Annotated in this window: 24 protein-coding genes; 13 read left to right on the plus strand and 11 right to left on the minus strand. The window is 71.7% G+C overall.

What is annotated here, in order from left to right; translation table 11 throughout:
• Window positions 1-9: 9 nt before the first annotated feature.
• Window positions 10-1,779 carry a thioredoxin-like domain-containing protein gene (locus tag KV100_RS08385; protein ID WP_220342374.1) on the minus strand — a complete coding sequence of 590 codons (1,770 nt, stop codon included), beginning with the start codon at window positions 1,777-1,779 and terminating at the stop codon, window positions 10-12.
• 89 nt (window positions 1,780-1,868) lie between these two features.
• On the opposite strand from KV100_RS08385, the gene KV100_RS08390 reads away from it, so the two are divergent.
• From KV100_RS08390 to KV100_RS08405, 4 genes are read left to right on the plus strand one after another with little or no spacing between them, the layout of a single operon-like run.
• A complete protein-coding gene (locus KV100_RS08390) occupies window positions 1,869-2,372 on the plus strand; it encodes a VOC family protein (RefSeq protein ID WP_220342375.1) in 504 nt (167 codons plus the stop codon).
• 51 nt (window positions 2,373-2,423) lie between these two features.
• Window positions 2,424-3,227, plus strand: a complete 804-nt coding sequence (locus KV100_RS08395) for a maleylpyruvate isomerase family mycothiol-dependent enzyme (RefSeq protein WP_220342376.1) — start codon at window positions 2,424-2,426, stop codon at window positions 3,225-3,227.
• Window positions 3,224-4,180, plus strand: a complete 957-nt coding sequence (locus tag KV100_RS08400; protein ID WP_220342377.1) for an oxidoreductase — start codon at window positions 3,224-3,226, stop codon at window positions 4,178-4,180. The genes KV100_RS08395 and KV100_RS08400 overlap by 4 nt, the downstream gene beginning before the upstream one ends.
• Window positions 4,181-4,230: 50 nt before the next feature.
• On the plus strand, window positions 4,231-4,713 hold the full coding sequence (locus KV100_RS08405; RefSeq protein WP_220342378.1) for a GNAT family N-acetyltransferase: 483 nt from the start codon (window positions 4,231-4,233) through the stop codon (window positions 4,711-4,713).
• 3 nt (window positions 4,714-4,716) lie between these two features.
• Here the strand turns inward: KV100_RS08405 and KV100_RS08410 are convergent, their stop codons facing one another.
• The 7 genes from KV100_RS08410 to KV100_RS08440 all read right to left on the minus strand — a co-directional run bounded on the left by KV100_RS08410 (window position 4,717) and on the right by KV100_RS08440 (window position 13,074).
• Entirely contained in the window at window positions 4,717-6,045 is a 1,329-nt protein-coding gene (locus KV100_RS08410; RefSeq protein WP_301021978.1) for a nitrate/nitrite transporter, read from the minus strand.
• Window positions 6,042-6,728 (minus strand): GntR family transcriptional regulator, encoded by a 687-nt coding sequence (locus KV100_RS08415; RefSeq protein ID WP_220342379.1) that lies wholly within the window; start codon window positions 6,726-6,728, stop codon window positions 6,042-6,044. Before KV100_RS08415 ends, KV100_RS08410 begins: the two co-directional genes overlap by 4 nt.
• A gap of 55 nt (window positions 6,729-6,783) precedes the next feature.
• Window positions 6,784-8,268, minus strand: coding sequence for a hypothetical protein (locus tag KV100_RS08420; protein ID WP_220342380.1), 1,485 nt, complete (start codon window positions 8,266-8,268; stop codon window positions 6,784-6,786).
• Between the two features lie 156 nt (window positions 8,269-8,424).
• Window positions 8,425-9,846: a dihydrolipoamide acetyltransferase family protein gene (locus KV100_RS08425; protein WP_220342381.1), complete on the minus strand. Its 1,422-nt coding sequence runs from the start codon at window positions 9,844-9,846 to the stop codon at window positions 8,425-8,427.
• 5 nt (window positions 9,847-9,851) lie between these two features.
• Window positions 9,852-10,820, minus strand: coding sequence for an alpha-ketoacid dehydrogenase subunit beta (locus tag KV100_RS08430; RefSeq protein ID WP_220342572.1), 969 nt, complete (start codon window positions 10,818-10,820; stop codon window positions 9,852-9,854).
• A gap of 8 nt (window positions 10,821-10,828) precedes the next feature.
• Window positions 10,829-11,938, minus strand: coding sequence for a pyruvate dehydrogenase (acetyl-transferring) E1 component subunit alpha (pdhA, locus tag KV100_RS08435; protein ID WP_220342382.1), 1,110 nt, complete (start codon window positions 11,936-11,938; stop codon window positions 10,829-10,831).
• Window positions 11,939-12,147: 209 nt separating this feature from the next.
• Complete coding sequence (locus tag KV100_RS08440) at window positions 12,148-13,074, minus strand: hypothetical protein (RefSeq protein ID WP_220342383.1); 927 nt, start codon at window positions 13,072-13,074, stop codon at window positions 12,148-12,150.
• A gap of 121 nt (window positions 13,075-13,195) precedes the next feature.
• On the opposite strand from KV100_RS08440, the gene ligD reads away from it, so the two are divergent.
• Window positions 13,196-14,185, plus strand: coding sequence for a non-homologous end-joining DNA ligase (gene ligD, locus KV100_RS08445; RefSeq protein WP_220342384.1), 990 nt, complete (start codon window positions 13,196-13,198; stop codon window positions 14,183-14,185).
• A gap of 54 nt (window positions 14,186-14,239) precedes the next feature.
• Here the strand turns inward: ligD and KV100_RS08450 are convergent, their stop codons facing one another.
• Both KV100_RS08450 and KV100_RS08455 read right to left on the minus strand, forming a co-directional pair.
• Window positions 14,240-14,524, minus strand: a complete 285-nt coding sequence (locus tag KV100_RS08450; RefSeq protein ID WP_220342385.1) for a hypothetical protein — start codon at window positions 14,522-14,524, stop codon at window positions 14,240-14,242.
• A gap of 147 nt (window positions 14,525-14,671) precedes the next feature.
• Window positions 14,672-15,292 (minus strand): LysE family translocator, encoded by a 621-nt coding sequence (locus tag KV100_RS08455; RefSeq protein WP_220342386.1) that lies wholly within the window; start codon window positions 15,290-15,292, stop codon window positions 14,672-14,674.
• 191 nt (window positions 15,293-15,483) lie between these two features.
• Here KV100_RS08455 and KV100_RS08460 point away from each other — a divergent pair, with 191 nt between their 5' ends.
• On the plus strand, window positions 15,484-16,803 hold the full coding sequence (locus tag KV100_RS08460; protein ID WP_220342387.1) for an ATP-dependent 6-phosphofructokinase: 1,320 nt from the start codon (window positions 15,484-15,486) through the stop codon (window positions 16,801-16,803).
• A 25-nt stretch (window positions 16,804-16,828) separates the two neighbouring features.
• On the opposite strand, the gene hisC is transcribed toward KV100_RS08460, so the two are convergent.
• A complete protein-coding gene (gene hisC / locus KV100_RS08465; RefSeq protein WP_220342388.1) occupies window positions 16,829-17,914 on the minus strand; it encodes a histidinol-phosphate transaminase in 1,086 nt (361 codons plus the stop codon).
• 92 nt (window positions 17,915-18,006) lie between these two features.
• On the opposite strand from hisC, the gene KV100_RS08470 reads away from it, so the two are divergent.
• From KV100_RS08470 to KV100_RS08500, 7 genes are all read left to right on the plus strand, one after another.
• Window positions 18,007-18,522 (plus strand): hypothetical protein, encoded by a 516-nt coding sequence (locus tag KV100_RS08470; protein ID WP_220342389.1) that lies wholly within the window; start codon window positions 18,007-18,009, stop codon window positions 18,520-18,522.
• A 39-nt stretch (window positions 18,523-18,561) separates the two neighbouring features.
• A complete protein-coding gene (locus KV100_RS20135) occupies window positions 18,562-19,515 on the plus strand; it encodes a DMT family transporter (protein ID WP_220342390.1) in 954 nt (317 codons plus the stop codon).
• Window positions 19,516-19,546: 31 nt separating this feature from the next.
• Window positions 19,547-19,924 carry a phage holin family protein gene (locus KV100_RS08480; protein ID WP_220342391.1) on the plus strand — a complete coding sequence of 126 codons (378 nt, stop codon included), beginning with the start codon at window positions 19,547-19,549 and terminating at the stop codon, window positions 19,922-19,924.
• Between the two features lie 24 nt (window positions 19,925-19,948).
• Window positions 19,949-20,464, plus strand: a complete 516-nt coding sequence (locus KV100_RS08485; protein ID WP_220342392.1) for a low molecular weight protein-tyrosine-phosphatase — start codon at window positions 19,949-19,951, stop codon at window positions 20,462-20,464.
• A gap of 36 nt (window positions 20,465-20,500) precedes the next feature.
• Window positions 20,501-21,385, plus strand: coding sequence for a fructosamine kinase family protein (locus KV100_RS08490; protein WP_220342393.1), 885 nt, complete (start codon window positions 20,501-20,503; stop codon window positions 21,383-21,385).
• A 100-nt stretch (window positions 21,386-21,485) separates the two neighbouring features.
• Window positions 21,486-22,178: a response regulator transcription factor gene (locus tag KV100_RS08495; RefSeq protein ID WP_220342394.1), complete on the plus strand. Its 693-nt coding sequence runs from the start codon at window positions 21,486-21,488 to the stop codon at window positions 22,176-22,178.
• Between the two features lie 16 nt (window positions 22,179-22,194).
• Window positions 22,195-23,610: a cell wall metabolism sensor histidine kinase WalK gene (locus tag KV100_RS08500; RefSeq protein ID WP_220342395.1), complete on the plus strand. Its 1,416-nt coding sequence runs from the start codon at window positions 22,195-22,197 to the stop codon at window positions 23,608-23,610.
• Window positions 23,611-23,616 lie beyond the last annotated feature (6 nt).

A 23,616-nucleotide genomic window follows, 5' to 3' on the forward strand; every position in this document is an offset into this window, starting at 1 on the left:
ACCGGTCCGCTAGGCCGTACCGCCGAGCGGGAGCACGATCCGAGCCTCGCCGTCTGGTGTGACCCGGACCGGGACCCCCCAGTCCTGCTGATGGATGTAGCAGGCGGCGCCGACTCCGCCGTCGTCGTCGCAGGACGCCGCCATGGCGGCCACGTGGAGGACTCCGTCGCCGACCGCGGGATCGAGGACCAACCGACGGTCGAGTCCGGTCTCCCGGCCCTCGCCCTCGCGGAGGAGTGCCGGCGGCGTCGACGTGACGACCAGCCGCGTCGCGGGGCCGTACCGCTCGTCGAGGTGCTGCCCCGGTGGCGGCGTGAACGCGACCACCAGCTCGACCTCGCCGCCGCGGACGTCGGTGGTCGGGCGGCCGGTCGTGTGGCTGGCGCCGCTGGCGGCCGCGGAGGACCCGACCGCCACTCGGGTGAGCCGGTGCCCCGTCGACTCGACGACGAGCACGGTGTCACCGTCCACGAGCAGGCCGGACGGCTCGGCGAGGCCGGTGGCCAGGGTGCTCACCTCGTCGGTCGCCGGGTCGTAGCGGCGCACGGCGCCGTTGTAGGTGTCCGCGATCGCCACCGAGCCGTCGGGGAGGACCGCAAGACCGAGCGGGTGCTGGAGGAGCGCCTCGTCGGCCGGGCCGTCGACGAAACCGAAGTCGAAGAGGCCTTGCCCCACGACCGTCTCCACGACGAGCTCACCGTCGCGCTCGACGATGCGGCGAAGCGCGCTCGCCTCCGGGTCGGCCAGCCACAGCACCTCCCCGTCGGGGGCGAGGCGCGACGGCTGGGCGAACCACGCGTCGATCAGCGGCCCGTCGACCAGTCCTTCGTTGGTGGTGCCGGCGACCACCTCGACGGTTCCGGTGGCCGGGTCGTAGGTCCAGAGCTGATGGATCCCGGCCATCGCGACCCAGACCCGGCCGCGCCACCAGGCCACGTCCCACGGTGACGACAGCGACGTGGTCCCGTCGCCCTGCATCCACTGCCGACCGTCACCCGCGAGCGGCTCCGCCGCACGGTCGTCGAGCCGGAGTCCGACGAGCTGGTGCGCCACCGTGTCGGCGACGACCACGTCGTACGCGACGGTGTCCCGTACGCCCTCGGGGAGGAGCACGAGTCCGTTCGGCTCGCGGAACCCCTCGTGGCGGCCGACGACGGTCGCCGCGTCCGCCGCGAGCTCGACGACGCTCCCGCTGCCGGCGTCCGCGACGAGGACGTTGCCGGACGGGAGCCGGATCGCGGTCGCGGGAAAGCGGAGGTCGCCCGGCTCGGGATCGGGAGCGACGTACGGCGACCGGCCTCGCGTGAGCGAGCCTCGCTCCTCGTACTCGGGGACGAGCGTCGCGAGCAGCGCGTCGATGGCGTGCACGTGGCCCTCCCCGGCGTACTGGGCGACGACGTAGCCCTCCGGGTCGACCACGACCAGGGTCGGCCAGGCGCGCACGGCGTACGCCTGCCACGTCGTCAGGTCGGGGTCGTCGAGGACCGGGTGGGTGACGCCGTTGCGCTGGACCGCCGCGGCGAGCGCGTCGGCGGTCGCCTCGTGGGCGAACTTGGGCGAGTGCACGCTCACGACCACCAGCGCGTCGGCGTACTTCTCCTCCAGCGGGCGCATCTCGTCCAGGACGTGCAGGCAGTTGATGCAGCCTGAGGTCCAAAAATCGAGGACGACGAACCGTCCGCGCAGGTCGGCGAGCCCGAGGTCCGCGCCCCCCGTGTTCAGCCAGCCGCGACCCACCAGCTCGGGCGCCCTGACACGGACGCGACGCTTCTCGTTCACGCTCCGAGAGTAGGCACGGCGACCCCAGCGCGGAGGGGCCCGCCAGAATCAGGACAGGAAATGTCCGCAATCGACCTTAACGTCGGGTCATGACGACATCACCCATTCCTCCCGACTACGGCACGCTGACCCCCTACGTCTCCGTGCGAGGTGCTTCAGAGTTCGTCGACTTCATGGTGGCCGCCTTCGGGGCGGTCGAACGCGGGCGGTTCGCGCTCCCCGACGGACGGCTCGGGCACGCCGAGGTGCTCATCGGCGACCGTGTCGTCATGGCGTTCGACGCAGCACCGGAGTGGCCAGACTGCATCGCCCTGCTCAGCCTCTACGTCGAGGACGTGGACGCGACGTTCGTCTCGGCGCTGAATGCCGGAGCTCAGGAGGTGACTCCACTGGCCGACGACGCCTTCGGCAACCGAGGGGGCCGCATCCGCGACCCCTTCGGCAACGTCTGGTGGCTCGCGTCGCACGTCGAGGACGTCACACCGGACGAGATGGCGGCACGCCTCGCTGAGCCCGCGTACCAGCAGCAGATGACGACGGCGATGGAGACGTTCGACGCCGAGATGCGGTCGCGTCGCTCGAGACGCGGGTGATTTCTCGAAGGTCGGGTCCAGCACCGTCCCGGCTCCCCTAGGCTTTCGCGCATGGATCTCTCGCTGTACGTCGACGCCTGGGCCGAGTCCGCCGACCGGACCCTGGCGCTCCTCGACGCCGTGGTGGACGACGCGTGGGAGCTGCCGACCGGCTGCCCGGGTTGGCGCGTCCGTGACGTGGTCGCTCACCTCGCTGCGCTGGAGTCGGAGCTCGCGGGCACCGGCCGCGGTGGCCCCGCGCAGGGACGTGTCGACGGCGGCGAGTTCACGTCGGCGTACACCGAGGCCGGGGTGCGTGAGCGCGACGACGCCACGCCCCGCGAGCTGGTCGACGAGCTCCGCGAGGCCGTCGAGGTCCGCAAGAAGGCCCTCGCGTCTCTCCCCGACGACCCGTCGGCCGCCGCGGGGGTCACGCCCGGAGGCATCGGCTGGAGCAACGAGACGCTGCTGCGCAACCGGATGGTCGACATGTTCGTGCACGAGCAGGACCTGCGCGGCGCCGTCGGCGCCCCGGGCGGGTACGACGGCCGCGCCGGCGCCCTCGTGGTCGGAAGCTTCCTGACCGCGTTGCCCTATGTCCTCGCCAAGCGGCTGAAGGCCGAGCCGGGCACCGAGCTGGACGTCGAGCTCACCGGCGGCGTGAGGCGCTCGGTCTGGGTCGAGGTCGGCGACGGCGGACGGGGACGGCTCCACGACGGCACGTCCCCGCAGCCGACGGCGCGGGTCAGCATGGCCGCCGAGACGTTCCTGATGCTCGTCTCGGGGCGCGAGGCGCTCCATCCCCTCTCGGTCACCTGGACCGGCGACTCCAGCCTCGTAGGTGACCTCCTCGCCGAGATCGCGGTCACGCCGTGACGCCGGCGCCCGCGGCGGGTTCCTGGACCACTGACGACATCGGCGACCTCCACGGCACCACGGTCGTCCTCACCGGGGTCACCGGAGGCCTGGGCACCGAGGTGGCCTTTCAGCTCGCGCACCACGGCGCGAAGATCGTCGCCGCCGGGCGCGATCTCGCCACGGTGGAGGACGCACTGTCAGCGCTGCGGCATGGGGTGCGTGACGCGCAGGCGCTCGCCGTCCGGCTGGACCTCGCCGACCTGGACTCGGTCGCCGCGGCTGCCACCGAGATCGCCGAGCGCGCCGGGCGGATCGACGTGCTGATCAACAACGCCGGCATCATGGCGGCGCCCTTCCGCACCTCCGCGCAGGGGTTCGAGCTGCAGATGGCGACCAACCACCTCGGCCACTTCGCGCTCACCGCGCACCTCTGGCCGACCCTGACGACGAGCCGTGCGCGGGTCGTGTCGGTCTCGTCGCTGATGCACTCGTTCGCCCGCAAACTCGACCTGAGGTCGCTGGAACCGGGTGCGCCGCTCGCCCGCTACGACCGCTGGGGGGCGTACGCGCAGTCGAAGCTCGCGAATCTTCTCTTCATGCGCGAGCTGGACCGACGGGTCCGCGCCGCCGGGATCGACGTCACGAGCCTCGGGGCACACCCGGGCTATGCGCTGACGCAGCTCTCCCGGTCGGGCCTCCAGCTCGGCGGCCGCAGCCTCCAGGGGGCCGTCGTCCACCAGGTCAGCCGAGCGGTCGCTCAGTCCGCCTCCGCAGGGGCGTGGCCGATCGAGCGCGCGGCGACGGACCCGACGCTCGAGGGCGGCGCGTACGTCGGGCCGTCAGGCTTCCGCCAGCTCCGTGGCCGGCCGAAGCCGGTCGGGATGACGGCGCTGGCCCGTGATCCCGAGCTCGCCGCCGAGCTCTGGGATGCCTCGGAGACCGCGGCCGGGGTGAGGTTCACCATCGGCTGAGCGCCGGCGAAGAACTCCCGCCTGGGCTCAGCACAGGTTAGGCTCCCGCCATGCTGGTACGCCGGATCGACGACCCCGATCTCGACGCCGTGCTCGCCCTCAACCAGGGCGCGCTCGAAGGCGTCGGGCCCCTGACCATGGAGCGGCTCGAGGAGATCCTCGGGTACGCCGAGCAGGCCGTGGTGGCGCAGGACGCCGACGGGGCGCTGGGAGGCTTCGCCCTCACGCTGCCGCCAGGCACCGCCTACGACAGCATCAACTACCGCTGGTTCTGTGACGAGCTGGACGACTTCTCCTACGTCGACCGGGCTGTCGTCGCGCCCGGCTTCCGACGGCGCGGCATCGCGACGATGCTCTACAACGTGCTCGAGGAGCGTGCGCGTGCGCGTGAGCTGATGGCTCTGGAGGTCTACGTGGAGCCGCGCAACGATGCGTCCCTGGCCTTCCACGGCTCGCGCGGCTACGCCGAGGTGGGGCGGCTCGACCAGGCCGACGGCAAGAAGGCCGCGATGATGACGAAGCAGGTCGGTTGAGCCTCAGGCACCGACGCTGACGGACTCGCCGCGCCTCATCGCCGCCAGGACGTCGGGCGCGGTCTCGGCGAGCTTGCGCCGGATCCTGCGGCGGTGGCGCACGATCATCGCTGCACCGAGGAGCCACGGGACGACCTGGACCGCCATCGCGCCTCGGAAGGCACTGGAGGCGTAGACGTCGGAGCCCGCGGGTGTGAGCAGGTCGAGCACCACCCCGATCGCGAGGATCGTGCACAGCGACGCGATGAAGCCACCGGTGTTGACCAGGGCTGTCGCCAGGCCGGCGCGCTCGGCACTGCCGAAGGTGCGCACGAAGTCGAAGCCGACCATCGATGCAGGCCCCCCGACGGCCGTCACCACGACCATCGTGACCAGCAGCCACGGCGGCGCGTCACCCGGCCAGAGCAGCACGGCGGCCCACGAGCTCGCGATCGCGGCCACGATGGTGAGGGTGGTCGACGACCGGTGGTACGGCCGGTGGGCGGTGAGCCACGCGAGGAACGGTCCGCTCGCCATCGTGGCGAGGGTGAGCAGGGTCAGCAGGAACGCCGCGAACGCCGGAGTGGTGTGCTCGCCGCGGACGAAGAACGGGTAGCCCCAGAGGATGCCGAGGACCGTGGCGCTGAACTGGGTCGAGAAGTGCGTCCAGAACCCGAGCCGAGTCCCGTCGTCGCTCCACGCGTCACGGATGCGGCTTGCCAGCCCTCGGATCTGGAGCGGAGCACCGAGGTGCCGCCGGACGCCAGGACGGTCGTGCACGACGACGAGGAGCGCGGCGGCGAGAACGAGCCCGGCCACGGCGGTCGTGAGATAGGCCCAGGTCCAGCCCAGCCGGTGGAGCGCCCACGTCATCGGCACCGCGGCCAGGATCATCCCGAGCTGGCCGCTGATCCCGGTCAGCTGCGTCATGAGCGGCACCGTGCGGGGCGCGAACCAGTAGGCGACGAGCCGCAGCACGCAGACGAACACCATCGCGTCACCGGCGCCGACAGCGATGCGCGCGACCAGGGCCACGGGGTAGGACGTGGCGAGGGCGAACACGACCTGCGCGGCGCTCAGGGTGAGGACACCGGTGAGGATCACCGCACGAGGTCCGAACCGGTCCAGCGCGAGGCCGACCGGGATCTGCATCCCCGCGTAGACGACCAGCTGGAGGACGGTGAACGTCGAGAGCTGGGCCGCGCCGATGTCGAACCGTTCGGTGGCCTCCAGCCCGGCGACCGCGAGCGACGATCGGTGGAACACCGCGAGCACGTAGACCGAGAGGGCGACGAGCCACACCACGTAGGCGTTGCGGCGCAGGCCGAGCCGGCGCGAGACCCGGGCGATCACGCCGACGCTCCGCCAAGACCCAGGACCGCGTGGCGGCTCGCTGAGAGGTGGGCGTCGGTCGCTGCCAGGAATGCGTCGAGATCGTCGCCGGCGATCAGGCGCGCGAGCTCGCGGTGGTCGCGTACGGCGGCCTCCATGCGCTCAGGAGACAGACCCATCGCGGTGGCGTTGACCATCATCTGCCGCTCACGAAGGCTGCGGTAGAAGCGGCAGACGTGCGGGTTGCCGGCCGCAGCGACGACGACCTCGTGGAAGCGGCGGTCCGCCTCGGTGAAGGCGGCCAGGTCGCGCTGCACACGGTGCTCCTCGGCGGAGTCGACGAGCGCGTCGAGCTCGGCACGGATCCGGCCCCCTGCGGCGAACGCACGCGGGGCGGCCCACTGCTCGACGAGCGCGCGCGCCTCCCACACCGACTCCGCCTCGGCACTGGTCACCGTCAGGACGATCGCACCGCGCTTGGGATAGATGCGTACGAGTCCCTCCGTCTGCAGGCGCAGCAGCGCCTCACGCACCGGCGTCCGCGAGCATCCAAGACGCTCCGCGAGCGCGACCTCTCCGAGCTCCTCCCCACCGGGAAGGTCGCCGACGAGGATCTCTCGCTTCAGGGTCGCGTACGCCCGCTCCGTCGCGGAGGCACGAGCAGGAACGGTGGGGGCAGCGTCAGGGAGGCGGCTTGCACACATGTTGCATACATGATGGCACGCGCGTGCGACAGGGTCCGACAGGAGCCCTACGGCGTCACCTCACCCGGACGTCGTCGACCCGTCCGCCGTGGTCCAGCCACCACTGGGCACCGTGGCGCATCGCCGACGAGCGACGGCGGTCCTTGCTGACCCGTTCGAGGATCGGGTCGCGCTGCATCCCGGCCGTGAACAACGCCGCGTGCGCGACGCTCAGGTCGGCATGGCCGAGCAGGTCGGCGACGCTGGGCACGGGACCTCCCGGCACGTGGGCGAGGGCGATGAGAGTCTGGCGGACGTCGGCGCCGCTCAGGCTCAGACGGTTGATCAAGGCGTCCCGCTCGGCCTTGCCGACGACGTACGGCAGCACACCCGGCGCTCCCTCGAAGCACCGGTTGGGCTGGGTCTGCTCGATCAGCACCTCCCCCAGCGCGGCGGCGTACGGGCTGCGCGACAGCACCAGGGCGGACTGGTGGCGCACGTCGTGGCTCGTCGCGCTGTAGGCGTCCTCGACGATCGTGCGACCGACGGGGTCGACCTCCCGCCCGGTGAACGACTCGATCCGCGCCGTCGCACCCCGGACCGCGGTCGCGAGCATCGTGGCGCGACTGGTCGCCGAGCTGGAGAGCGCGCGCGGACGCGACGGGAAGAGCTGCGGCCGGAGGCGTCGGAGCCGGTCCGCGGTCTGGACGGGAAGCACCTCCAGCAGCGGCACGATCCTGTGCAACGAGGTCTCGCTGGCCCCGTCGAAGAGCATGTGGGCCAGCTGCGCCTCCAGAGCCGCCATCGAGGACGGCGTGACCTCGTGACGGACGAGCTTGCGGTGCAACCCCCAGGTGGCACCGAGCTGGAGCTGGGCCGACGGCTGCGCGAGCAGCGAGATGAGGGTGTTGACCGCCTTCTCCGCGCGGACGTCGGCGATGAGGAGGACGGGGACGAGAGTGGCCTGGGCGCGCGGCTCGATCACCTGGGCACCCACCGCGCGCATGACGCGCGGCTGGTGCAGCGGCGCCTCGATCAGGCGGCGGAGCGCCTCGTAGCGGGTCACGAGTGCCAGGCCGTTGGCACGCGACGCCTCGCTGACCAGTCGACAGAGGAGGGGGTCGAGGGCGCTCAGGTAGGGGTCGTCGAACGGGTCCGACGCGGCGACGCACCCCGCCCACTCGAACCAGTCGACACCCTCGACGACCGGCCCCTGGACGGTGGCGAAGGCCTCGTCGAGCCGGGCACCGGAGACGTCGACGCTGCGGGCGGGAGGCCGCGCACCCCACGACCGCGCCAGTCCCTCGCAGGTCGCTGCGAGGCCGGCTCGCGGCAGACCGAGGATCTCCTCGTACGACCGCAGGACGGCTTCGGGGACCCGCAGGCGTCCCGACTCCCACCTGCTGACCCGCGAGGCGTCGGCCCGGTGGCCGTGCCGCGCGAGCTCCTCGGCGTACGGCTGGAGCTTGCGCAGATCAGTGTCTGCCGACATCAGCCGCCATTGGCGCAGGAGCCATCCCACGCGTTCGTAGGCGCTGATCTCCCGCGACTCGCCTGTCACCGGATCACCCCTTCCCCCCGGCAGCGGTCATCACGCGAACGTAACGACCCGGAGGGTCTGAGTGGACGTGTTCCGAGAATTTGGCGCATTTCCGACATGCCGCGGCGCATCGGCTCCGGAACCGATGCGCCACGGCTCAGACGCCGCGGGTCACTCTCAGAGGGCGAGTGCGCTCGCGGGATCCTCCAGCAGCCGACCGACGTCGGCGAGGAATCGCGAGCCCTGTTCACCGTCGACGACCCGGTGGTCGAACGACACCGCGAGGGTCGTCACCCATCGCGCCACGATGTCGTCGTCGACCACCCAGGGGCGGCGGTTGATCGCCCCGACGGCAAGGATCCCCGTCTGACCGGGCACCAGGATGGGCGTGCCTGCGTCGACCCCGAAGACGCCGACGTTGGTGATGCTGAACGTCCCTCCTGCAAGGTCGGACGGTTGCGTCTTGCCGTCGCGTGCCGTCCGGACGACCTCTCCGATCTCGGCGGCGAGGTCGGGCATCGAGCGGTGGTCGGCATCACGCACGACCGGGACGAGCAGACCGCGCGGAGTGGCCGCGGCGATACCGAGGTGGACGTCGTGCTTGAGCACGACCTCCTGCCGCTCGCTGTCGAACGACGCGTTCATCTCTGGCGTGCGTCGCAGCGCGAGGCACACCGCGCGGACCACGAGCAGGAGCGGCGACAGCTTGACCTCCGACAGCGCGCGATCGGAGCGCATGCGCTCCAGCAGCTCCATCGAGCGTGTGACGTCGACCGTCAGCCATTCGGTGACGTGGGGTGCCGTGAACGCCGAGGCGACCATCGCCTCCGCGGTGGCCTTGCGCACCCCCTTCATGGGGATGCGGGTCTCCCGGTCGCCACCGCCGGATGCGGTCGCCGCGGCGACGATGGTCGGAGCGGCCGGCGGAGCCAGGGCGGCCGGGGTGTCGGCCGCGGCGGGCCCCGTCGTTGGCATCGAGATCTGGCGCGCGTAGGCCTCCACGTCCGGACGGCGTACCACTCCGCCGTCGCCGGGCGGCACCTGGCGGAGGTCGACGCCGAGGTCCTTGGCCAGCTTGCGGACGGGGGGCTTCGCGAGGGTCCGGACCGCGGCGGGCGGCGCCGCTGCCGGAGCCGGTGCAGCCGCGGGAGCCGGTGCGGCTGCCGCTGTCGGTGCCGGCGAGGAAACGGTGTCGCGGCGGCGCCGGCGTACGGAGTGACGCTCTCGCGGGCCGTACCCGACGAGGGTCGCGACCGGCGCAGCCTCCGCCTCCGGTGGCAGCTCGGCCCCCGTCTCCGCCCGCTCCTCGACCGGAGGCGGCTCCGCCGTCCCCGAGGGCGGCGCCACAGCCTCGTCGGCGCCGTCGGAGACCGCGATGATCGGGGTGCCGACGGCGACGGTGTCACCCTCGGCGACCAGGAGAGCGGCGACCGTCCCCGCGTACGGGGTGGGCAGCTCGACGATGGACTTGGCGGTCTCGATCTCGCAGACGATGTCGTTGACCTTGAGCGTGTCTCCGACCGCGACGTGCCACGAGACGATCTCGGCCTCGGTCAGCCCCTCGCCGGGATCGGGCAGCTTGTACTCGTTCGTCGCCACCGCCCTCACCACGCCAGGCTGCGGTCGACGGCGTCCAGGACCTGGTCCAGGTCTGGCAGCCACGTCTCCTCGACGCGGCTCGGCGGGTACGGCGTGTCGAACCCGCCGACCCTCAGCACCGGGGCCTCGAGCGAGTAGAAGCACTCCTCGGTGATCCGCGCCGCCAGCTCCGCGCCCATGCCCAGGTTGCGGTGCGCCTCGTGCACGACGACGGCGCGCCCGGTCTTGCGGACCGACGCGTGGACCGGCGCCATGTCGAGCGGCGACAGCGTCCGCAGGTCGATGACCTCGAGGTCGAGACCGTCGGCGATGCCGGCCTCGGCGGCACCCATGGCGACCGCGACCGACGGCCCGTACGCGAGGACGGTCGCCGACGTGCCGGACCTGACGACCTGCGAGGAGAACAGCGGGGGCGGCGCCACGTCGAGGTCGATCTCGGCCTTCGTCGAGTGGTAGAGCCGCTTGGGCTCGAGGAACACCACCGGGTCCGGCGCGGCGACGGCCTGCTGGATCATCCAGTAGGCGTCACGCGGGTTGGAGCACGCCACCACCTTGAGGCCCGGCGTGTGCGCGAACTGCGCCTCGGGACTCTCGGAGTGGTGCTCCACCGCGCCGATGCCGCCGCCGAACGGGATCCGGATCACCAGCGGCATCACCACCCGCCCGCCGGAGCGGTAGCGGTACTTGGCGACCTGGCTGACGATCTGGTCGTACGCCGGATAGACGAAACCGTCGAACTGGATCTCCACGACCGGTCGGTATCCGCGCAGCGCGAGGCCCACGGCCGTCCCGAGGATGCCGGCCTCCGCGAGCGGGGTGTCCATCACCCGGTCCTCGCCGAAGTCCTTCTGAAGGCCGTCGGTGATACGGAAGACGCCGCCGAGGCGGCCGATGTCCTCACCCATGAGGATGACCTTGGCGTCGTCGTCCATCGCGTGCCGCAGGCCGGCGTTCAGCGCCTTGGCCATCGTCATCGTCGTGCTCACCGGGCCACCTCCGTCTCGAACGTCTCCGTCCAGGAGCGGAACTCCTCCTGCTCGGCCGCGATCTCGGCGGTCTGCTCGACGAACACGTTGGCGAACAGGTCCACGGGGTCGGGGTCGGGCAGCGCGCGTACGTCGGCGCGCAGGCGTTCGCCGAGGGCGTCGGCCTCCTCCTCGATGTCGCTGAAGAACTGGTCGTCGACCGCGTTGATGCGACGCAGGTAGGCGCGGACCCGCTCGAGCGGGTCGCGCAGCCTCCACCGCTCGACCTCGTCCGAGAGGCGGTAGCGCGTCGGGTCGTCGGTCGTCGTGTGCGCACCCATCCGGTAGGTGAACGCCTCGATCAAGGTCGGTCCGCTGCCCTCGCGAGCGCGCTGGAGGGCTTCCTGGGTGACCGCGTGCACGGCGAGGACGTCGTTGCCGTCGACGCGGACGCCGGGGAAGCCGAAACCGGCCGCACGCTGGTAGAGCGGCACGCGGGTCTGCCGGCTCGTGGGTTCGGAGATGGCCCACTGGTTGTTCTGGCAGAAGAACACGACGGGCGCGTTCATCACCGCGGCGTAGATGAAGGCCTCGTTGACGTCGCCCTGGCTCGTCGCGCCGTCGCCGAAGTAGGCGACGACGGCGGCGTCGCGGCCGGGCTCGCCGGTGCCGACCGCACCGTCACGCTGGATGCCCATCGCGTAGCCCGTGGCGTGCAGCGTCTGAGCGCCGATCACGATCGTGTAGAGGCCGAAGTTGTGCTCGTCGGGATCCCAGGTGCCCTGGTCGGTGCCGCGGAAGAGTCGCAGCAGCGCGATCGGATCGACCTCGCGGCACCAGGCGACGCCGTGCTCGCGGTAGGTCGGGAACGCGTAGTCCTGCGGGGCGAGGGCTCGACCGGACCCGATCTGTGCGGCTTCCTGCCCGAGGAGCGAGGCCCAGATGCCGAGCTCCCCGTGACGCTGGAGCGCGGTGGCCTCGGTGTCGATCCGGCGGGTGAGGACGAGGTCGCGGTAGAGACTCGCGATGGTGTCGTCGTCACCGTCGAAGTGGTAGTCGGGGTGCTCGACGCGCTCGCCCTCAGGGCTGAGCAGCTGGACGAGCGGAGGGTCGACAGGATCGGCCATGAGGCACTCCTCGCGTTCGGCGACCTCGGGGTCTCCGCGGCCGGCGGATGTGAGTCGTCGAACGCCAACCGGACGGTAGCCGGGCAGGCTGTCGACGGGGTGTGAGCGGGCTCACACGTGGAGCCAGGCTAGCACCGGCCCGCAGGGCCCGGAGGGTGCCTCCACATCCTCCAGGCCCTGCGGGGCGGACGCCGATCATCGTGCGCGGGTCACCGTGTGCTGGTCACCGTCACGCCCGGATCGGCGGCGTCGCCGGTGGAGTACACGTAGTCGGCGGCCGCACCGTCGCCGAGCTGCGCCTTGAGGAACGTCGCGGCCCAGCGTGCCGACGTCGCGATGCTCGCCGCCTGGCTGATCGGCTGCACGCTCGCGTCGGGGTCGGCACCTGCCGGGTTCTGCGTGTCGGTGATGCCGTAGTGGTTGGCACCGGCCACCCGGACGATCTGCTTCGGGCCGTTCTCGAGCTTGGTGTACGAGGTCTCCGCGTCGGCGGGCAGCGCCACGCCGTCGACCGTCCCCTGGACGAGCTGCACGGGGATCTGGTTGTCCATGCTCGCCGACGAGCCGAGCAGCGGGGACTTGTTGTTGGTGCCGAACAGCGAGGCAGCCTTCACCTCGTCGGGGAGGGAGAAGCCGAGAGTGGTGCAGAACGGGATCCCGCAGGACTCCTCGGCGACCCCGAGGGCAGCAGCGCCGCCGAAGGAGTGCCCGAGCAGGACGAGAGTGTCGGTGTCGATCCGTCCGGCGAGCGGCGACGACGCCGTGGCGTTCTCCGCAGCCATCCAGTCGATCGCCTGCGCCGGCATCTTCTGCGACGGGTAGTAGTCGCTGTCGAAGAAGACGAGACGCTTGTGGTTGGGGACGACGACCACGAAGCCGTACGCGGCGACGGCGCGCGCGTAGGCCGCGTAGTGCATGCGGTGGACCTGCGCACCCTGCATGAGCAGGGCGACGGGGAGCTCGCCCTGTGCACCGGCGGGGTAGTAGACGTCGGTGCCGTCGTTGACGATCTCGCTCGAGTAGTGGGCGACGGCGGGCGGGGGGGCAGCGGCGGCGGAGGTCGTCGGGACGACCGACAGGATTCCCCCGGTCAGGGCGGCGGTCAGGGCGAGGTGGGCGGCACGCTTCAGGGGCACGAATCCTCCAAGGATGTGGAACGACGTTCCAGCGGATGGTGCCCACCGTGGTCCCCCTCGCGCCCATCGTCAAGAGGCACAGGCGCCGGGGTGGGAACCCGCTCCGGCGTACGGTCGGACCGTGCCACCGATCTGGATCGCCCCGATGCTCGCCACGCTCACGTCGCGACGCTTCGACGACCCGGCGTGGGTGTTCGAGCGGAAGCTGGACGGCGAGCGCCTGATGGCGATCCGCGAGGGTGGCGAGGTGCGCCTGTGGACGCGCAACCGGATCGACGTCAGCGTCAGCTATCCCGAGATCATCGAGGCTCTTCGACCCTTCGACTCCGCCTCGGACTGGGTGCTCGACGGCGAGCTGTGCGCGATGCGAGGAGACCAGACCAGCTTCGAGGACCTGCAGAAGCGGATGCACGTCACCGACGCGCGAGCGATCGCCTCGGCCCACGTCACGCTCGCCTACGTCGTCTTCGACCTCCCCCGCTACGACGGGCACGACCTCCAGCGCCTGCCGCTCACCACCCGCAAGGACGCGCTCCGTGACGCGTACACGTTCTCCCCGACGCTCCGCTTCAGCGAGCACCAGGCGGGCGCCGGGACGGCGATGTTCCACCACGCGGAGAGCGTCGGGTGGGAAGGGGTGATGGCCAAGCGGGCCGCCTCGACGTACCAGGCGGGACGACGCTCACCCGACTGGCTGAAGCTCAAGGTGGTGCGCGGGCAGGAGCTCGTGGTCGGCGGATGGACCGACCCGCAGGGCGCCCGCAGCGGCCTCGGCGCGCTGCTGCTGGGCTACTACGAGGGCGACGACCTCCGCTACGCCGGCAAGGTCGGGACGGGGTTCGACGAGAAGACGTTGGCCCACCTGGGCTCCCTGCTCGCACCGCTGTCCCGCTCCACCAACCCGTTCGCCGACTCCGCCGACGAGATCCGCAGGACCAGTCGGACGGCGGCGGCGCAGACACACTGGGTGGAGCCCCGCCTCGTCGTGCAGATCGGCTTCAGCGAGTGGACGGGAGCGGGCCGGCTCCGCCACCCGCGCTACCAGGGGCTGCGCGACGACAAGGACCCGCGAGAGGTCGTCCGCGAGGAGCCGCACCCGATCGGCCCGTGACTGCGACGGTCAGCGCCTGGCCGAGCAACCCGCTGCGAGCACCGCCGGAGGCCCTCATGGGCGCGTGACGCGGTCCACGGTCTCCCGGATGTCGTCGTCGGTGGTCCAGGGCTGGATGCCTGCCATCGTCGTGGTGAGGGTGTCGTCCTCGAGGGCGGGGTCTCGCGAGAGCGCGTAGAGGGTCACCGCATGCCCGCGCGCGACCCCGGCTTGGAAGGTGACCTTGTTGGTGATGGCGTTGACGACGGTGACGGCGGCGAGGAGGAGGCACAGCCCGGTCGCAGTGTCTTCCCCGACGACGTACAAGGCTGCGGCGGCGGCAGCCAAGACGGGTGCCATGACGAGTCTTGCCGGCCCACCAGCGCCACTGCGCGCCGACGTCTTTGCGCTGTGGTTCTGTCATGGCGAGCATCGTGCCAGGCCGGAAGGTCTTGTCTTCGCTCGTGAGCTGCCGCCTGGTGACAGGGGACCGACTCGTTCACACGGTCAGCGCGTGGCGGACACGAGGGTCGAGACGCCCAGAGTGGCGATGATCCCGGCCGTCCCGCGGTCGATGGCCTGTTCCACCCGCGGACGACGCAACCAGTCGACGGCACGCCCCGCGACGACGGCGATGAGGGCGAAGTAGACCAGTCCGATCGCGGCGAAGATGACCCCCAGGAGCAGGGTCGCTCCGAGCGTCGCGTCGTGGCCGGGGAGGAACTGCGGGACGACAGCGATGAAGAAGAGCCCGACCTTGGGGTTGAGCACGTTGGAGAGCAGACCGGCGCGCATCGCCGCGCCGGCGCGCACGCCGTACGCACCCTCGATCTCACCGAGTCCCTTCCCTCGCCGCAGCAGCGCCCGCAGGCCGAGCCAGAGCAGGTAGAGCCCGCCGGCGATCTTCACGGCACGGAACGCCTCGGCCGACTGCTCCAGGAGCGTCGCGAGACCGGCGGCGACCGCGAGCGCCCAGAGCAACGACCCGGTGGACGAGCCGGCGGCGGCAGCAAGGCCCGCGCGGGTCCCGCCCAGGCTGAAGCGGAGGACAAGGAAGGTGTCGGGCCCAGGGGTCAGCGCCAAGAGAAGGCACAGTCCGGCAAAGGCCACGAGGAGGGAGGGATCCATTTTTTCCTGAGAACCAACATCATTGGCAGAGTGACTGGCTGATCGGCTTACAGCCTAACAGGATGCACAATCTAAGGCGCCGGTCGGTAGGCAATTATTCGCGATATGACGCAGGTCACTTGCCATCGTGAATACCCGAGCGACGGCACCCGGACCGCCGCCTCGGCGTCGCCGTTGCCTACCCTCGACACGTGATCACCCTCGCCGACCTCCAGGTCTCCTCACTCGGGCCCTGCCGGTACGACTCCCCCCTCGCGTCCTACGTCGCCGACCGCCAGACCAACGAGTACTACGTCTCCGAGGGTGACCGCGTCCTCTACGACGACACGATCGACCTCCTCGAGCGGCGCGCGGAGCCGGTCGAGCGGTCGCCCTCCTTCGAACCGGGAGGCCCCCGCGCCCGGATCTTCCACGATCCCGCCACGACGCACGTCGGGGTCGTCACCTGCGGCGGGCTGTGCCCCGGTCTCAACGACGTGATCCGCGCCGTGACGCTCGAGCTCTACACCCACTACGGCGTCACGCAGGTCACCGGCTTCCAGAACGGCTACGCCGGACTCGTCCCTCAGCTGGGCTTCGAACCCGTCTCTCTCACCCCCGGGCTGGTCGGGTCCATCAACAAGCGCGGCGGCACCGTCCTCGGGACCTCCCGTGGCGCCCAGGACCCCTCCGTCATCGTCGACCGCCTCGTCGAGCTCGAGATCGACGCGCTGATCGTGATCGGCGGCGACGGCTCGATGCACGGCGCCCACAAGATCGTCGAGGAGATCGGGCGCCGGGGCCTCGCCATCGGCGTGGTCGGGATCCCGAAGACCATCGACAACGACATCCCCCACATCGGCCAGAGCTTCGGGTTCGCCACCGCCTTCTCCGAGGCGTCGAAGGCGATCACCGCCGCCCACGTCGAGGCCGAGTCGGCCTACAACGGTGTCGGACTCGTCAAGGTGATGGGACGCCACGCAGGGTTCATCGCGTGCTACGCCGCGCTCGCCAACCACGACGCCGACTTCGTCCTCATCCCCGAGGTGCCGTTCGCCCTCGACGGCGAGAACGGGCTGCTGCGCACCCTCGCCCGCCGGGTCCGCGCCCACGGCAGCGCCGTCGTCGTGCTCGCGGAGGGCGCCGGCCAGGAGCTCATGCCCGCCACCGGGAAGTCGGACGCGTCCGGCAACAGGCGCCTCGGCGACATCGCGGCCGTCGTCCGCGCCGCCATCGAGAAGGACTTCCACGACCGAGGCGAGCCGTTGACCCTGAAGTACCTCGATCCCGGCTACGGCATCCGGGCGGTCCCCGCCGACGCCGCCGACTCCGTCTACTGCGCGCGGCTCGCCCAGATCGCCGTGCACGCGGCGATGTCCGGGCGCACCGACATGGTCGTCGGACGCCGCCGCCACCGCTTCGTGCACGTCCCGATCCCCCTGGTGATCGAGCGACGGCACTCGGTGGCCCCCGACGGCGACCTGTGGCTCAGCGTCCTGGAGTCGACGGCCCAGCCCCTCGACATGAGCTGAGGGGCCGGACCGGACGGACGCCGGTCTAGCTGCCGGCCGACTGCCGGCGCAGCACGTCGAGCACGCGGTCGTTCGCGCCGGGCTCCCCGATCGTGATCCGCATGCCGTCGCCGGCGAACGGACGCACGGCAAGCCCGTCGCGCCCGAAGGCCTCCGCGACCTCGAGCGTCCTCGCGCCGGTCGGCAGCCAGAAGAAGTTCGCCTGGGTGTCTGGCACAGGCCAGCCGGCCGCCCGCGCCGCGTCGACCGTCCGGTCGCGCTCGGCAACGATGGCGTCGACGCGTTCGAACAGCTCCTTCTCTGCCGCCAAGGAGGCGACCGCGGCCGCCTGAGCCACGTCGGAGACGCCGAACGGGAGCGCCACCTTGCGCACCGCGGAGGCGATCCGGGCGGGCGCCACCGCATAGCCGACCCGCAGACCCGCCAGCCCGTACGCCTTGGAGAAGGTCCGCAGGACGACCACGTTGTCCCGGGCGCGATAGTGCTCGAGCGCCTCGGGGCCGGAGGAGTCCCCCGCGCGCCGGACGAACTCGGCGTACGCCTCGTCGACGACGACCAGCACGTTGTCGGGGACCGCGTCCACGAACGCCGCGAGAGCGTCGGGCTCCACGGCGGGCCCGGTGGGGTTGTTCGGAGTGCACACGATCACGACCCGCGTGCGCGGCGTGATCGCCGCGAGCATCGCCTCCAGGTCGTGCTCGGCGGCCGCCGTGAGCGGCACCTCGACAGGGGTGGCGCCGACGAGCCGAACCGCGATCGGGTAGGCCTCGAACGACCGCCACGCATAGACCACCTCGTCGCCGGCCTCGCACGTCGCCTGCAGCAGGTGGTAGAGCACGGCCACGGATCCCGTCGCCGCCGCAAGGTCGGTGGTCGGGACAGCGTGGTGCTGTGCCAGCGCGGCGTACAGCCCCACCGCACCCATGTCGGGATAACGGTTCACCCGGCGGGCGGCGTCGTCGATCGCGTCCAGGACGCTCGGCAGCGGAGGGTACGGGTTCTCGTTGCTCGACAGCTTGTACGGCACACGGTCGTCGGTCGTGGTCGGCGGGCGGCCGGGACGGTAGTCCGGCACTCCGTCGAGGGCTTGTCTGATGCGGGGTTCTCCCATGGCCGCACCCTAGCCAGCCGAGCCGGGTCGCGGCAGGCCCCCGGTGCTACCGTGCTGCGGCCAGCCAGCTCCGTCCCGAGGAAGGTGTCTCCGTGCCCGTCTCGACCCTCCTCGCCGGCGTGGCGCTCTTCGTCGTGATCGTCGCCCTCGAGCGGTGGCGCCGTCACGGCCTCCTGCGCGACCGCGGTCGGGCCGGGCAGCGCGACCGCGAGCGCCGCTCCGCGACCCATCGCGAGTGGCTGGCCACCGGGCTCGTGCTCGAGACCGACCCGGACACCGCGGACGCGATCGTCGACCGGGTCGTGACCGCGACGATGAGCAAGCCCGTCGGCCCGCGACGGTGGGCGCTCCTCACCGGCTTCGAGGAGCACGCCGCCTCCGCGGGGTGGATACGCACCGCGTCGGGAGAGATCGCGCTCGCGGCCCTCACCGCGCCCGACCGGGACGGCGCTCCGGACGGCTCGGCGTGGCTCGACTTCCGCGACCGGGTCGCGAAGGCCGCGCGGAAGGCGGGAGTCACGACGCACGAGACGGAGACCGGCGCCCTGACGTCCACCACCGACTCCCGACGAGGGACCGTCTGGACCTCCCCGGCGGCGCCCGCCTAGCATCTGCGGGCCGCGCCACACGCGTGAGAGCATCCCGACGTGGCGCGCACACAGTCCAGGCCGAGCCTCGGCTACGCCCTCGTCGTCGGCGGGGCCTGCTTCTTCGTCCTCAACGCCGGTGTCTCCCGGGTCGTCCTGCGGGCAGGGATCGACCCGGCCCTCCTGACGACGTTCCGGACCACGGGCTCGGCGCTCCTCTTCGTCCTCTTCGCCGTCGTCGCCGACCGCAGCGCGCTGCGCCTGCCCCGAGGACGCGAGCTCGCCCTCCTGCTGCTGCTCGGCGTCGTGGGGATCGCGAGCGTGCAGTGGACGTACAACATCGCGATCGACCGCATCCCGGTCGGCATGGCGCTGCTCCTCGAGTACCTCGCGCCCGTCCTGGTGGTGCTCTGGGCGCGGTTCGTGCAGCGGCAGCACGTCCGACGCACGATGTGGCTGGCCGTCGCGCTGACGCTGGTCGGTCTGGCGCTCGTGGCGCAGATCGCGAGCGGCCTGGCGTTCGACGGGCTCGGCATGCTCGCCGGGCTCGCCGCAGCGGCGTGCCTGGCCACCTACTTCCTCGTGGGCGAGCAGGGAGTGAGCGAGGCAGACCCGATCCGGGTCGTCGTCTGGGCGTTCGTCTTCGCCGCGATCGCCATGAACGTCGCGCGTCCGATCTGGACGTCGCCCGACCTGGACGGCTCGGCCAACCTCCTCGGCGCGCTCGACGCGTACGAGGTCCCGCTGTGGCTCGCGATCGGCTGGGTGGTCGTCCTCGGCACCCTCACGCCGTTCTTCATGGAGCTCAGTGCGCTGCAGCACCTCCCCGCCACGGTCGTCACGATGGTGGCGACCCTCGAGCCGGTGGGAGCCGCGGCCCTCGGGTGGGCGTGGTTCGGCGAGTCGCTCGACGCGCTGCAGGTGGTCGGCGGGCTTCTCGTGGTCGCGGGCATCGTCCTCGCGCAGGCGTCACGCGCCGTACCGCCACCTGCGGTGCCGGAGGTGGCGGGCTGATCAGGCGACCCGATCTGGTTGGATGGGGCGCATGAAGCTCGTGCTGACGTGGTTGTGCAACGCTGCGGCCATCGCGGTCGCCGCCGGGATCTTCGCCGGGATCAGCATCGGCGAGTCGGGGCAGGACTGGTGGGAGAAGGCCGGCACCCTCCTGGTCATCGCGGCCGTCTTCACGGTCATCAACCTGACCGTCGGACGCCTCCTCAAGCTCCTCTCGATCCCCTTCATCGTCCTGACGCTGGGGCTCCTGCTCCTGGTGCTCAACGCGTTGCTCCTGCGGTTCACCGCCTGGGTGACCGACGCGCTGCCAGTCGAGTTCAACGTCGACGGCTTCTGGGTCGCGGTGGGAGGCTCCATCGTGATCTCGCTCGTCAACATGGTGCTGCGCATCTTCGTCGACGCCGACTAGAGTCCGCACCGCTACCGTGAAGCCATGACCACCGGCTCCGGGCACCCGCTCCGCATCGCCCTCGTCTGCCTCGGCAACATCTGCCGCTCCCCGATGGCCGACGTCGTGCTGGAGAAGAAGCTCGCCGACGCGGGTCTGGCCGACGAGGTGCACGTCGACTCCGCCGGCACCGGCGACTGGCACCGCGGCGAGCCGATGGACCCCCGTGCCGCCGCGATCCTCGAGGAGCACGGCTACGACCCGACCCGGCACCGTGCGCAGCAGATCACCAGCCGCTGGTTCGACGACCACGACCTGGTCCTCACCATGGACGGGTCCAACTTCGACGCCGTGCGCGCCCTCGCCCGGACGCCGCGCGACCGCAGCAAGGTCCAGATGTTCCGCTCGTACGATCCCGTGGCGACGCCGGGCGACGACGAGGTCCCCGACCCCTGGTACGGAGGTCCCTCAGGGTTCGAGCACGTCCTCAGGCTGATCGAGCGGACGTCGGACGCGATCGTCGCCAGCGCTCCGAGGCTCGTCGAGGAGCTTGCCAGATAAGGGGCAGGCGAGCCCGACCGTGTGTAGCGTCAGCACATGGCGCGTATGGGGGGCATCGCAGCGAAGGCTGAGGCACTGCTGGGTGTGGCCGTCGTCGCGACGACGCCCGTGGCCGGCGGGGACACCAACACCGCGACCCGGCTGCGTCTGACCGACGGCCGCAGCGCCGTCCTGAAGACCCGTCCGCAGGTGCCGCACGACTTCTACACGGCGGAGGCCGAGGGCCTGCAGTGGCTCGGCGAGGCCGGGGCGCCCGTGCCGCAGGTGCTGGGGGTGTCCGCGGACTGCCTCGTCGTCTCGTGGATCGAGCCGGGCAAGGCGACCGCCGACGCGGCGGAGAGCCTCGGTCGCGCACTCGCCGCCACCCACCGCGCCGGTGCCGACGAGTTCGGCTATCCCCGTGACGGATACATCGGGCTGGCTCCGCTGCCCAACAAGCCGGCGCCCACGTGGACGGAGTTCTACACGACCCGGCGCATCCTGCCCTACCTCAAGGTGGCTGTCGACCGCGGCGCGATGACCACCGAGGACGCGGCACCGGTCGAGGAGGTCGTGCGTCGCATCGACGACTTCGCCGGCCCACCCGAGCCGCCCGCACGGATCCATGGTGACCTCTGGTCCGGCAACGTGGTGTGGTCGACCGAGGACCGCGCCTTCCTCATCGACCCCGCCGCGCACGGCTGCCACCGCGAGACCGACCTCGCGATGCTCGCCCTGTTCGGCATCCAGCACCTCCAGCGGATCCTCGATGCCTACATCGAGACGTTCCCGCTCGCCGACGGGTGGCACGAGCGGGTGCCGCTCCACCAGCTCCATCCCCTGCTCGTGCACGCCGCCCTGTTCGGTGGTGGGTACGGTGCCAGGGCACGGGCCGCGGCCGAGCAGCTCCTGGACGGCGAAGCGCCGAGGGCCACGGGCTGAGCGCTGGTGGGGCCGAGCACGGCAACCGAGTGCTGCCGCTGAGTGCCGGCCGGCTGCACGAGGTCGGGTGCTGCTGGGCCAGACCTGGCACCCTGGCCCCATGCGCATCCTCGTGGTGGACGACGACCGGGCGGTCCGTGACTCGCTGCGCCGGTCGTTGGAGTTCAACGGCTACGACGTCGATGTCGCCGCCGACGGTGCAGAGGCGCTGGCACGCGTCCCGATGATCGACCCCGACGCGATCGTGATGGACGTGATGATGCCGCGGCTCGACGGGCTCGAGGCGACGCGCGCCCTGCGGGCAGCGGGCAACGAGGTCCCGATCCTCGTCCTCACGGCCAAGGACGCCGTGGACGAGCGCGTCGACGGGCTGGACGCCGGAGCGGACGACTACCTCACCAAGCCGTTCGCGCTGGCCGAGCTCCTCGCGAGGGTCCGGGCGCTGCTGCGCCGCTCGAGGCGCACCGGTGACTCCGACGAGGAGGAGGTGGTCCTCGAGTTCGCCGACCTCACCATGAACACCGCCACCCGGGAGGTGATGCGGGGCGAGCGGCCCATCTCGCTGACCCGGACCGAGTTCGCCCTGCTGGAGCTCTTCATGGAGCGCCCCAAGCGGGTGCTCGAACGCTCGTTCATCCTCGAGGAGGTGTGGGGGTTCGACTTCCCGACCACCGCCAACTCGCTGGAGGTCTACGTCGGCTACGTCCGCCGCAAGCTCGAGGCCGACGGCGAGCCTCGCCTCCTCCACACGGTGCGCGGTGTCGGCTACGTCCTGCGCGAGACAGCACCGTGACCGGAGGATCCCGCTGATGGAGGCCGCAGCCCACACCCGCTCGTGGCGCCGTTGGGTCGGCGACCGCGCCCAGCGCGTCTCCTTGGCCACCCGCGTCTCGCTCCTCACGACCGCCGCGGTCGGCGTGACCCTCGCGTTCGTCAGCGCCATCATCTACGTCAGCGTCGAGTCAGAGTTCACGTCCAGCGTCGACGAGAACCTCAAGCTCCGGGCGGCCGCGGCCGTACGTGCGGGGATCGCCGACCAGCTCAACTCCGGAAGCTTCCCCAAGGCGGCCCTTGCCGCCGCAGACGTCCAGATGGCGCTGATCTACGCTGGCGCGCCGTCTCGCGATTTCGGGGACTTCATCGGGCCGGACGAGGAGGCGGTCGCCGAGGGGCGGGTGTCGCACTCGCTGCGCACGGCCACCATCGGTGGCGTCCACTACCGCGTCGTCGCCGTCGGAGCCGCACCGGGCACGGCGCTCGTGGTGGGTCAGTCGATGGCCAACATGGAGACGGCGCTCTCCCGGCTCCAGGTCGTGCTGTGGGCGGTGAGCGGCTTCGGCGTGCTCGTCGCCGGCCTGCTCGGCTCGGTCGTCGCCACCGGCGGACTGCGCCCGGTGCGCCGCCTCACGACCGCCGTCGAGCAGGTCGCGCGGACCGAGGACCTTCGTCCCATCGCGGTGTACGGGCACGACGACCTCGCGCGCCTCACCGTCGCCTACAACCAGATGATGGTCGCGCTCAAGGGTTCCCAGGAGCGGCAGCGGCAGCTGGTGGCCGACGCGGGACACGAGCTGCGGACTCCCCTGACCTCGCTCCGGACCAACATCGAGCTGCTCGGCCAGGCCGAACAGCGCGGGGGGATGTCCCGCCGGGCCCGCCAGGAGCTGATCGACGACGTCCGTGCCCAGCTCGACGAGCTCACCACGCTCGTCGGCGACCTCGTCGAGCTCGCCCGCGACCCCGGCGACCCCGACCCCGAGCCGATCGACCTCGCGGAGGTCGTCGAGACGGCGGTCGACCGCGTGCAGCGGCGGGCTCCCGGCGTGGCGTTCGAGGTCTCGACCGAGCCCTGGATCGTGATCGGCGAGTCCCGCACGCTCGAGCGCGCGGTCACCAACCTGCTCGACAACGCGGCCAAGTGGAGCCCGCCGCTCGGGGAGGTGCAGGTGCGACTGGAGGACGGTGTGCTCACGGTGCAGGACGCGGGTCCCGGCATCAGCGACGAGGACCTCCCGCACGTCTTCGACCGCTTCTACCGCTCGCGGGAGGCTCGACGCCTGCCCGGCTCGGGACTGGGCCTCGCGATCGTCGCCCAGGCGGCCCACCGGCACGGCGGGACAGTCACCGCGTCGCGCGGACCCGGCGGAGGCGCGCTCATGACCCTGCACATCCCCGGCCGCCGCGGCGACGGCGACCAGGACCGCTCCACGAGCGCCGAGCGGTGACTATTC

Origin of the sequence: Mumia sp. zg.B21, from assembly GCF_019550855.1 — a bacterium.
In the GTDB taxonomy this organism is placed as follows: domain Bacteria; phylum Actinomycetota; class Actinomycetes; order Propionibacteriales; family Nocardioidaceae; genus Mumia.